Source organism: Halomonas sp. HL-93, assembly GCF_900086985.1.
GTDB lineage: Bacteria > Pseudomonadota > Gammaproteobacteria > Pseudomonadales > Halomonadaceae > Vreelandella.
This window is the reverse complement of the sequence record NZ_LT593974.1, coordinates 1,635,589-1,645,937: the sequence shown is the minus strand read 5'-3', so window position 1 is coordinate 1,645,937 and position 10,349 is coordinate 1,635,589. Positions and strand designations below refer to the sequence as shown.

Below are 10,349 nucleotides of genomic sequence, written 5' to 3'. Positions count from 1 at the left end.
GGGTTTCATAAGATCCTTAGGCTTTGTGTTGTTCGCTATCCACCTGCCACCTAGAATGGCTAACGTCGGTGTTCCAGCCGGAACTTAATAGAGAATCCGCCGCGGCTTGCCGCGAAACGGAACTGCCCCCGCAACTGTAGGCGGCGAGCGATGCTCTTTGATGCCACTGGACACAGCGTCTGGGAAGGCGAGCTAGCCAAGACCCGTCAGTCAGGAGAACTGCCGACATAACTTACATTGAGCGAAGTGGCTCGGTCAGTGTTTTCTGTCCGGATGCGGAGCTCATCATGCACGGGAGTGTACATGATGTTGAGATTGACCACGGCCATCGCCGCGAGCGCTGTTGGCTTTGCACAGGCGTCTTACGCCTCCACCGACTACCCGCTTACGCTAACCAACTGCGGCGTAGAGATCAGCGTGGACTCGCCCCCGGAGCGGACCATCACCGTCGGGCAATCGGCCACCGAAATTCTCTACTCGCTCGGGTTGGCCGACAAGGTCAACGGCACCTCGGTCTGGTTCAATCCTGTATTGCCTGAGTTTGAGGACGCCAACGCGGAAATCGAGCGGCTTGCCGATGATGACCCGAGTTTTGAATCGGTAGTAAATAAACGCCCGGACCTGGTGGCCATTCAATACGAGTGGCATATCGGCCCCAGCGGCAGCGTGGCCACCCGCGATCAGTTTCATGAGCTGGGCATCGACACCTACGTGATGCCCGCCGACTGCGACACCAAAGATAACTCGACCGGCGGCGACGGCACGCGGACAGCGGCCTTTTCGTCCGACTCCATCTATAAAGGGGTGACCGAACTGGCCGAGATCTATGACGTTCAGGACGCTGGCGACACCCTGGTAGACGACCTCAAGACCCGTGAATCAGAGGCTATCGAACTTGCCGGTAGCCTGGATCTTCCGGACGATCTCTCCGCCGCCTTCTGGTTCTCCTCCACCGAACTCGAAGCCGACCCGTTCATCGCAGGCCGATTGGGTGCACCGGGCTATATGATGGATAAACTGGGCATTCGTAACGTGGTTGACTCCGATGAAGAATGGCCCACCATTGGCTGGGAAACGGTCGCCCAGGCGGACCCCGATGTATTGGTTATCGCCACCATGGATCGCCGCCGGTTTCCTGCCGACGATGTAGAGACCAAGCGCGAGTTTCTACAAAACGACCCGGTGACCCGCGAAATGTCGGCGGTCAAGAACGACCGCATCGTGGAAATGGATGCCCATGCCATGAGCGCCACCATGCGGACCCTGTACGGCCTTGAAACCCTGGCCGAGGCACTATCAGAGATGTCCTTTGACTAATGGCTCTTTTGACTAACATGTTCATGTCCCTTCGCTGATGAGCATCGCGCTTATACGGTCATTCCCGACGGGCGATTGGTTACGCTGGCTTTGGATAACGCCGGTGGTGCTAGTGGCGGCGCTGATTGCGGGCACCGCCATCGGTGAAACCTCGATTCCGATTGAGACGATCCTCAAGGTACTCGCCAATCAGTTGTTTGGCGCGGACTACTCCGTCGACCGCATCGACGCGGGGATTATCTGGAATTACCGGTTCAGCCGCGCCATCGTGGCCGCCTGCTGCGGCACCGGGCTTGCCCTAGCCGGCGTAGTCCTGCAGGCCCTGCTGCGCAACCCGCTGGCCGACCCTTACCTGATGGGGATTTCTGCGGGGGCGTCGACGGGGGCCGTGTCGGTGTCCGTGGCTGGGCTTGGCGCGGGCGCCCTTTCACTCTCGGCCGGCGCCTTTGCCGGGGCAGTCTTGGCGTTTGGTCTGGTGATTCTGCTCGCCCATGCCGCCAGCAGCGGCACCGGTGGCGAGCGCGGCGTGCAGGCCGCAGGCTCGATCATCCTGGCGGGGATTGCCGGGTCGCAGCTGTTCAACGCGCTCACCGCCTTTATCATCGCCAAATCGGCCAGCGCCGAGCAGGCGCGAGGCATTATGTTTTGGCTGATGGGCAATCTATCCGGCGTGCGTTGGGACGATGTGGTGCTGGCCATCCCCGCCGCGCTGATGGGGTTGACTATCTGCTTTTGGCACCGGCGGGCGCTGGACGCTTTTACCTTTGGTGCCGACAGCGCCGCGTCCATGGGTATTTCGGTGCGTCCGGTGCGCGGTATCTTGATCACCGCCATGGCACTGGTCACCGCGGTCATGGTCTCGATGGTCGGGGCGATCGGCTTTGTCGGTCTGGTAATTCCCCACGCCATGCGCTTTATTGTCGGCAGCCGTCACACGCGGCTGGTGCCCGCCACGGCGCTGGCCGGTGCGGTATTTCTGATCTTCTCCGATGTTCTCTCGCGCATTCTGGTCGCCGGGCAGGTGCTGCCCATCGGCGTGATTACCTCGCTGATCGGCGCGCCCGCCTTTGCCCTTATCCTGATCCGCGGTACGAGGGCCCGATGAAACTGACCGCCGAAAACCTCAACTGGGCCGTGCATGGCACGCAACTGCTGACGGACGTGTCGCTGTCGATCCCGCCCCGCCAGACCTTTGGCCTGATTGGCCCCAACGGCTCGGGCAAAACCACCCTGCTCAGGCTGCTTGCCGGGCTGCGTAAGCCGAAACAGGGCCGTGTGCTGATGGATGACAGCCCGATGGAGCGCATGCGTCAGCGCGATATCGCCCGCTCGGTGACGCTGGTGGAGCAGCAGGCGGAAACCACCGACCGCATCACGGTGCACGACGTCGTGGCCCTGGGCCGGACGCCCTTTCTTTCAGCGCTACGCCCCTGGTCCGAGCAGGACGAGGCGATCGTCACGCGGGCGCTGCATGATGTGGATATGCACCACATGGCCGATAGGCTTTGGCATACGCTGTCCGGCGGTGAACGTCAGCGTGTGCACATCGGCCGCGCCCTGGCGCAGCAGCCCAAAATTCTGCTGCTCGACGAGCCGACCAACCATCTGGACATCCGCCACCAGCTGTCGATCCTTGAGCTGGTCAGGCAGCTTCCCGTTACGGTGATTATCTCTTTGCACGACCTGAACCACGCCATTGAGTGCGACCGCATAGGCGTCATGGACGGCGGCCGCCTGGTCGATAGCGGACCACCTAAAGAGGTGCTGACGGCCTTCCGGCTACGCCAGACCTTTGGCGTTTACGCCGACATCTTCGCCGACCCCATCGACGGCAGCCAGGTGATGCGTTTCCGCAACGCAATTTAAGCATTGAGGGGCATCGCCCAATGGCAATCAGCGGGCTAAGGCATTGTTTGCTATGGTGACATGATACGTTGAATGTCATTAATCGTTAGCTTGCACTCATTAAGGATTACCTATGCGCCTTTTATTCACCGGAGGCAGCGGAAAAGCTGGCCGCCATGCGACTGCCTATCTGCGCGACCAGGGCCACCGCGTTACCAACCTGGACTGGGTAGCGTCCGACGTGCCCGGCATTACCACTCTCAAGACAGACCTCACCGATGCAGGCCAGGTGTTCAACGCCTGCCATGCCTATGCCGGGATAGACGAACTGGAACCAGGCACCGGTGTGCCCCATTACGACGCCATTGTTCACTTCGCCGCCATTCCAGCCATCCTGCACCGGCCGGATAACGAGACCTACCGTATCAATACGCTGAGCACATACAACGTGCTGGATGCCGCCACCAAGCTGGGCATTCCCAAGGTGGTTTTTGCCTCCAGCGAGACCACCTACGGCGTCTGTTTTGCCGACGGTGAGGTGCAGCCCGAGTATCTGCCGGTCGACGAAGAACATCCCACCGTGCCCCAGGACAGCTATGCGATGAGCAAGGTGGTCAACGAAGTCACCGCCCGCTCCTTTCACGCGCGCTCAGGCATCGACATCTACGGCCTGCGTATCAACAACGTTATCGAGCCCCACGAGTACCGCCAGAACTTCCCGGCTTATATGGATGACCCGGCCCTGCGTCGTCGCAATATTTTCGCCTACATCGACGCCCGCGACCTGGGCCAGATGGTGGATTGCTGCCTTAAGACAGACGGCCTGGGCTACCAGGTGTTCAACGTCGCCAATGACGACCTATCGGTGGGCTTGACCAATCCCCAGGTCATCGAGCGCTTCTACCCAAAGGTGCCAATCAAACGCGAAATGGGCGAGTTCGAGACCTTCTATAGCATCGAGAAAGCGCGCCGCCTAGTCGGTTTCGCACCGCGCCATTCCTGGCGGGATGAGCTTAAGACGTAAGCGGTGCAAGCGTAAAAACTCCGCACCGATAAGGAGACGACCATGGCCGATTCCCCGGGAGGCGGTGTGCCGCGTTGGCTAAAGCTGGCGTTTACACTGTGGATTCTGATCTGGGCACCGAGCTATGTGGTGCTGTTGGGTGCCCAGAACTTCTTCTGGCTATGTAACGTGGCAAGCTTCCTGCTGTTGGTGGCGCTGTGGGCGGAGCACCGCACCCTGATGTCGATGCAGTGGCTGGCGGTGGCGTTGGTCGGCAGCGTATGGAGCCTGGATGTGGCGACGGCAGCGCTCACCGGCGTACACCCCATCGGCGGCACCGAGTATATGTTCGACCCCGAGCATCCGCCCATGGCGCGGGCCATGTCGCTCTACCACGTGGTATTGCCGCTGGTGGCGGGCATCGGTGTGGCGAAACTGGGCTACTCGCGTCGCGCCCTACTATGGCAGACCCTGCTGACCTGGATCGTGGTGCCATTAAGCTACCTGCTCACCGAAGCCGAGCGCAATATCAACTGGGTGCACGGCCCCTTCGGCCAGCCCCAGGACAGCCTGGACCCGTTGCTGTATCTATTTCTGCTGACGCTGCTGTGGCCGGTAGTGGTCTACCTGCCTGTGCAGCTGCTGATGATTGGCTGGCAGCGTTGGCGGCGGCGCTATTGATGAGATACATCAACTATAGCCTTGCTGTCGTCTGCCCCTTCGCGGCCTTTTAATGAATTAGGTAGATAACGGCTAATTCAGTGCCGTTAATGATTGTCGGGTTTGTTCTGCTGGGATGCGCCTTTTGCTTCAGCACGCTCGACGAAGCGGTCCGACTTGTTGGGGAAGCGGCCGTAGGCGTTAACGTCTTCGGGCTCAGCGGTATAGCTGTCGCCATAACCGGGCACGGATTGGGCCATCAGATCCGGGCGGCTGCCCCAAGGCGCGGCGTCGACCACTTTTCGGTACTCTTCGCGCCATTGTTTCAGTTCCTTCTCGCTGGCATTCGCGTAGAGATCACGCCAGTAGGTCGCCGGGCGACCGCGCTTACCCGCCTCATCGAAGGCCTTGGTGGTGGGGTCGAGATGACGGAACGGCTCCAGGCGGGGAATGTCTGGCAACGGATGGCTGACATCCATATAGCGGCCAAGCATGTCCCACATGGCATATAACTGGGCAATACTCCCGTCGGCCGGGAAATCGAAATCAAGCGGTAGACCGTTGCGCTCGTCTTTACTGTGCTGCGGATAGCGATGACGTACCTTGAGGCTATGGAACTGGTTGCCTTTCATATCAGCGCGCATTTCGATATAGGCATCGAATTCATAGAAAGGAAAGTTACCTTGGAAAGACTTCACCATACCCGTGCACCGACAAAAAGCGATATCGTCTGACCAGTTTTTATTGCTTTTGTAAAAGCGGATGCTGTATTTCTCGTAAAGTCTTCGAAGTATGGTAGCTGCTCCGCAGAATGCAGCCACTCCAAGCGGAAATGTCAAAATAAGCGGTGGATATTCTGGTGTGGCAGAAAAGAATTGAGCGATCACTCCAACGACCGAGGTTATAACGGCTAGAGCGAAAACAAAGTACCCACCCCCACCTATAAAACTAAACCCGTGAGAAATGACCACAAACCAAAAGCGCAAAAAACGGTAAAGAAGGCTAATATCTTCATCAACGAACTTAGACCAGCGCGCTTCATTAATCATGGCGTAGTCATAATAGTCGTCTTTCATGTACTGGTAATCCTCAAACCACTCATTGTCATACTCATAGAGGGTAGGATTGATCCCGATATAATTTCCCCAAGGTAGCCGGGCCACGTCCAAATTACTGCCTAGTTTTTTCCACGTGCTTTTTGCTGGCGGCGGCGCCTGGCGGGGAATGGCGTCGGCCTGGAATGCGGTCACGGCATAGTGACCTTGCTGTTCCGTCGGGTTCATGCTCCGGCTCCTTGTTTGTTCCATACCCGTTTAGCCACGCTACCGCCATGGGAAGGCCGCCAGCGGCCTTCCGGAAGAATGTATTGATGACGACTTATGTTGGTCGTTAATGATTGTCGGGTTTGTTCTGCTGGAATGCGTCTTTTGCTTCAGTGCGCTCAACGAAGCGATCCGTTTTGCTGGGGAAGCGACCGTAGGCGTTAACGTCTTCGGGTTCTGCGGTATAACTGTCGCCATAGCCGGGCACGGATTGGGCCATCAGGTCCGGGCGACTGCCCCAAGGCGCGGCGTCGACCAACTTTCGGTGCTCTTCGCGCAGTTGTTTCAGTTCCTTCTCGCTGGCATTGGCGTAGAGATCACGCCAGTAAGTCGCCGGGCGACCGCGCTTACCCGCCTCATCGAAGGCCTTGGTGGTGGGGTCGAGATGGCGGAACGGCTCCAGGCGGGGAATGTCCGGCAATGGTTGGCTGACGTCCATATAGCGGCCCAGCATGTCCCACATCGCATACAGCTGGGCAATGCTCCCGTCGGCCGGAAAACTATAATCAAGCGGCAGATTGTTTCGAGGGTCTTGGCTGTGCTGAGGGTAGCGGTGGCGCACTTTAAGGCTATGGAACTGGTTACCTTTCATGTCAGCACTCATTTCGATAAAGGCATCGAATTCATAGAAAGGAAAGTTACCTTGGAAAGACTTCACCATACCCGTGCGTCGACAAAAAGCGATATCGTCTGACCAGTTTTTATTCCTTTTGTAAAAGCGGATGCTGTATTTCTCGTAAAGTCTTCGCAGTATGGTAGCGAATCCGCAGAAAGCGATAGTCCATGCTGGAATGATCAATAAGTTAACTGATAGCTTAGGATTCTCAGTAAAAAGTTGTGGTACTGCGATCAACAATGAAGCCACAACAGTAAGTCCAACAATAAAGTACCCCCCACCACCTATAAAACTAAACCCGTGAGAGATGACCACGAACCAAAAGCGCAAGAAGCGATAAAGCAAGCTGATATCTTCATCGACAACTTGTGACCAGCGAGTTTCATTGATCATGTTGTACTTGCGATAGTCGTCTCCCATGTGTTGATAACTTCGAAACCAGCCTACTGTATGTTCATATTCAAAATCAGTTGGATTAACCCCGATATAATTTCCCCAAGGTAGCCGGGCCACATCTAAATTGCTGCCCAGTTTTTTCCAAGTGCTTTTTTCTGGCGGCGGCGCCTGGCGGGGAATAGTGTCGACTCGAAAGGCGGTCTCGGCATAGTGGTCTTCCTGTTCCATCGGGCTCATGCTCCGGCTCCTTGTTTGTTCCATACCCGTTTAGCCACGCTACCGCCATGGGAAGGCCGCCAGCGGCCTTCCGGAAGAATGTATTGATGACGACTTATGTTGGTCGTTAATGATTGTCGGGTTTGTTCTGCTGGAATGCGTCTTTTGCTTCAGTGCGCTCAACGAAGCGATCCGTTTTGCTGGGGAAGCGACCGTAGGCGTTAACGTCTTCGGGTTCTGCGGTATAACTGTCGCCATAGCCGGGCACGGATTGGGCCATCAGGTCCGGGCGACTGCCCCAAGGCGCGGCGTCGACCACTTGGCGATGTTCTTCGCGCAGTTGCTTTAATTCCTTCTCGCTGGCATTCGCGTAGAGATCACGCCAGTAGGTGGCTGGACGGCCGCGCTTACCCGCCTCATCGAAGGCCTTGGTGGTGGGGTCGAGATGGCGGAACGGCTCCAGACGGGGAATGTCCGGCAATGGCTGACTGACATCCATATAGCGGCCCAGCATGTCCCACATGGCATAGCGCTCGGCGATGCTGCCGGTATCGGTGGGGAAGATGAATTCCATCGGCAAGCCACTGCGCTTGTCCTTGCTGAACTGCGGATAGCGATGACGCACCTTGAGGGTGTGACGCTGATTGCCCTTCATGTCCGCGGCTATCTCGATAAAAGCATCGAACTCGTAGAAAGGGAAATTCCCCTGAAAGCTCTTGACCAGGCCCGAACGACGACAGAAAGCAACATCGTCCGACCAGTTCTGGTTACTCTTGTAGAAACGAATACTATGTTTCTCAAACAGAGTTTTAAATACAGTAGCCACACCACAGAGTGCAAAAGCTGACAAAGGAACAGCTAATGCATCGAAAGGAAATTTTTCACTTGGATCAAAAACCTCCAAAACCAAAAGGAGTACCAGCAGCACCATAGCAATGGCTGAAATAAACCATCCTCCCCCCTTACCCCCTCCTGGACCAATAAAACTAAGAAGGTGCGTCCAAAAAACGAACCAGAAGCGAAAAAAACGATAGATCAGGTTGATATCTTCATCGACGAACTTCGACCAACGCAATTCGTTAATATGATTAAAGTCATGGTAATCCTGCTCTCCCATGTACGCGTAGTCACGATACCAACCTCCGGAATATTCATATTCAAATTCCGATGGATTAATGCCGACATAATGTCCCCAAGGCAGGCGGGCAATATCGAAGTTACTGCCCAGCTTCCCCCATACACTCTTCTCTGGGGGCGGGGCCTGGCGGGGAATGGCGCCGGCCCGGAACGCGGTCTCGGCATAGTGATCTTTTGGCTGTTCCGTCGGGTTCATGCTCCGGCTCCTTGTTTGTTCCATACCCTCCTCGTTGTTTTTAGCCACGCTACCGCCAAGGAAGGCCGCCAGCGGCCTTCCAAAAGAACGTATTGATAGCGGTTGATTCGGTGTCGTTAATGGCTGTCGGGTTTGTTCTGCGTAGATGCATCTTTTGCTTCACCGCGCTCGACAAAGCGGTCCGCCTTGTTGGGAAAAGGGCCGTAGGCGTTGACGTCTTCGGGCTCAGCGGTATAGCTGTCGCCATAGCCGGGCACGGATTGGGCCATCAGGTCTGGGCGGCTTGCAGGCGCCGCATCAAACAATTGCAGCATGTCGTAAGGGTCTTCATGTTGTGCGGCTTGGCAATACCAGTCCAAAGCGGCTTGGTTCATCCCCATATGACGCAAACGATTTACTTCGCCTAGGTAGTGCATCGCTTCGACATCACCCGCTTCTGCTGCTTGCTCTAAATAGGGCGTGCTAATAGAGCGTTGATGAGCATTGTATAGGCGCATGCCTTTCTTTTTGGCGGCCTGAGCTTCGTCGTCCAGCGCCCAGGCGGAAGGTATCATGAGCGCTATAAGCGTTAGCCCTGCTAGCATTGCCAGGATGATTGATCGTTTTGCTAACAACATCAGGGGCCAAACTTTTTGGGGAAATAGGAAAGTGGCGGCTCTAGATTCAACCACTCGTCTTTCATACGCTCGCCTTCTTCGCGTTGTTCTTGAGTAACGCTATCGCGATAAACTCGCAGCGATCTTTCTGACGAAGTGCCGGGAACTTCTTCATGGATAGCTAGCAGGATTGCCCATCCTTTGGCAGGTTCTGGATCGGTAGAAGAATTACATAGAGTCAATTCCTCCCAATCAGGTTCAATATTACAGGCGGCCAACCACCTCCTCCCATTGATATGCCCTGCTTCGGAAGCTTTTGTTATCCATTCCCACGATTCTTCGGGCTGATCCAGATGATTTAAGACGGAGGCAAGATTGTTCATAGAGGGGGCATAACCTCCCGCTGCTGCCTTTCGAAACCATACCTCAGCGGCTTCCAAACGCTCCGTATCGTTGGAATAGTCCTCTTCGTCGTTACGGGCTATCTCGCCAAGCAAATTCATCGATTCCACATGGCCCGCCTCGGCGGCGCGCCGTAGCCACTTCATCGCTTCGTCTTCATCGGGCTCTTTAACGTAGTAATAAATATCATAAAGCTCGGCCATGGCCTCGGCATCGCCTGCCTCAGCTTTAGGTAGCGTTAACTCCAAGGCCTCCTGGGGCCAATCATCGCCGTTTTCCGGGCATACGTCCCCTAGCTCGCAGGCGCCACCATCAAACAGTCGCAACATAGCGTGGGGGTCACCGTGTTGAGCGGCTTGGTGATACCACTCTAAAGCGGCTTGGTTCATACCCATATGCCGTAAACGGTTAACTTCGCCTAGGTAGTACATCGCTTCGACATCACCCGCTTCTGCTGCTTGCTCTAAATAGGGCGTGGTGAGAGAGCGCTGATGGGCATTGTATAAGCGCATGCCTTTCTCTTTGGCGGCCTGCGCTTCTTCGTCAAGCGCCCAAGCGGTAGGCAATAACAGCGCCGCTAGTGTCAACCCAGTTAACGTTGCCAACAGGTTTGATCGCATTATTTATCCCTTAGTAAGACGCT

Annotated in this window: 10 protein-coding genes and 1 riboswitch; of the genes, 5 read left to right on the top strand and 5 right to left on the bottom strand. The window is 56.2% G+C overall.

The features are described from left to right. Positions 1-49 precede the first annotated feature (49 nt). A riboswitch (cobalamin riboswitch) is annotated at positions 50-241 on the top strand. Between the two features lie 62 nt (positions 242-303). The 5 genes from GA0071314_RS07465 (at position 304) to GA0071314_RS07445 (ending at position 4,846) form a co-directional block, all read left to right on the top strand. Then, entirely contained in the window at positions 304-1,317 is a 1,014-nt protein-coding gene (locus GA0071314_RS07465) for an ABC transporter substrate-binding protein (RefSeq protein ID WP_074396056.1), read from the top strand. 37 nt (positions 1,318-1,354) lie between these two features. Continuing rightward, positions 1,355-2,422, top strand: a complete 1,068-nt coding sequence (locus GA0071314_RS07460) for a FecCD family ABC transporter permease (RefSeq protein ID WP_074396055.1) — start codon at positions 1,355-1,357, stop codon at positions 2,420-2,422. Continuing rightward, positions 2,419-3,183 (top strand): ABC transporter ATP-binding protein, encoded by a 765-nt coding sequence (locus GA0071314_RS07455; RefSeq protein WP_074396054.1) that lies wholly within the window; start codon positions 2,419-2,421, stop codon positions 3,181-3,183. Before GA0071314_RS07460 ends, GA0071314_RS07455 begins: the two co-directional genes overlap by 4 nt. 112 nt (positions 3,184-3,295) lie before the next feature. Further along, positions 3,296-4,186 carry an NAD-dependent epimerase/dehydratase family protein gene (locus GA0071314_RS07450; protein WP_074396053.1) on the top strand — a complete coding sequence of 297 codons (891 nt, stop codon included), beginning with the start codon at positions 3,296-3,298 and terminating at the stop codon, positions 4,184-4,186. Positions 4,187-4,228: 42 nt separating this feature from the next. Then, a complete protein-coding gene (locus GA0071314_RS07445) occupies positions 4,229-4,846 on the top strand; it encodes a hypothetical protein (RefSeq protein ID WP_074396052.1) in 618 nt (205 codons plus the stop codon). 86 nt (positions 4,847-4,932) lie between these two features. Here GA0071314_RS07445 and GA0071314_RS07440 read toward each other — a convergent pair whose 3' ends face one another. The 5 genes from GA0071314_RS07440 to GA0071314_RS07420 all read right to left on the bottom strand — a co-directional run bounded on the left by GA0071314_RS07440 (position 4,933) and on the right by GA0071314_RS07420 (position 10,326). After that, a complete protein-coding gene (locus GA0071314_RS07440) occupies positions 4,933-6,108 on the bottom strand; it encodes a hypothetical protein (protein ID WP_074396051.1) in 1,176 nt (391 codons plus the stop codon). Between the two features lie 106 nt (positions 6,109-6,214). After that, complete coding sequence (locus tag GA0071314_RS07435; protein ID WP_074396050.1) at positions 6,215-7,396, bottom strand: hypothetical protein; 1,182 nt, start codon at positions 7,394-7,396, stop codon at positions 6,215-6,217. 106 nt (positions 7,397-7,502) lie between these two features. Further along, complete coding sequence (locus GA0071314_RS07430; protein ID WP_074396049.1) at positions 7,503-8,708, bottom strand: hypothetical protein; 1,206 nt, start codon at positions 8,706-8,708, stop codon at positions 7,503-7,505. A gap of 116 nt (positions 8,709-8,824) precedes the next feature. Further along, positions 8,825-9,262, bottom strand: coding sequence for a hypothetical protein (locus GA0071314_RS07425; protein ID WP_156524099.1), 438 nt, complete (start codon positions 9,260-9,262; stop codon positions 8,825-8,827). A 62-nt stretch (positions 9,263-9,324) separates the two neighbouring features. Beyond that, a complete protein-coding gene (locus tag GA0071314_RS07420; RefSeq protein ID WP_074396047.1) occupies positions 9,325-10,326 on the bottom strand; it encodes a tetratricopeptide repeat protein in 1,002 nt (333 codons plus the stop codon). Positions 10,327-10,349 lie beyond the last annotated feature (23 nt).

Coding starts and splice junctions, on each gene's coding strand:
- GA0071314_RS07465 (WP_074396056.1), top strand. CDS start 304: ATGATGTTGAGATTGACCACGGCCATCGCCGCGAGCGCTGTTGGCTTT.
- GA0071314_RS07460 (WP_074396055.1), top strand. CDS start 1,355: ATGAGCATCGCGCTTATACGGTCATTCCCGACGGGCGATTGGTTACGC.
- GA0071314_RS07455 (WP_074396054.1), top strand. CDS start 2,419: ATGAAACTGACCGCCGAAAACCTCAACTGGGCCGTGCATGGCACGCAA.
- GA0071314_RS07450 (WP_074396053.1), top strand. CDS start 3,296: ATGCGCCTTTTATTCACCGGAGGCAGCGGAAAAGCTGGCCGCCATGCG.
- GA0071314_RS07445 (WP_074396052.1), top strand. CDS start 4,229: ATGGCCGATTCCCCGGGAGGCGGTGTGCCGCGTTGGCTAAAGCTGGCG.
- GA0071314_RS07440 (WP_074396051.1), bottom strand. CDS start 6,108: ATGAACCCGACGGAACAGCAAGGTCACTATGCCGTGACCGCATTCCAG.
- GA0071314_RS07435 (WP_074396050.1), bottom strand. CDS start 7,396: ATGAGCCCGATGGAACAGGAAGACCACTATGCCGAGACCGCCTTTCGA.
- GA0071314_RS07430 (WP_074396049.1), bottom strand. CDS start 8,708: ATGAACCCGACGGAACAGCCAAAAGATCACTATGCCGAGACCGCGTTC.
- GA0071314_RS07425 (WP_156524099.1), bottom strand. CDS start 9,262: ATGATACCTTCCGCCTGGGCGCTGGACGACGAAGCTCAGGCCGCCAAA.
- GA0071314_RS07420 (WP_074396047.1), bottom strand. CDS start 10,326: ATGCGATCAAACCTGTTGGCAACGTTAACTGGGTTGACACTAGCGGCG.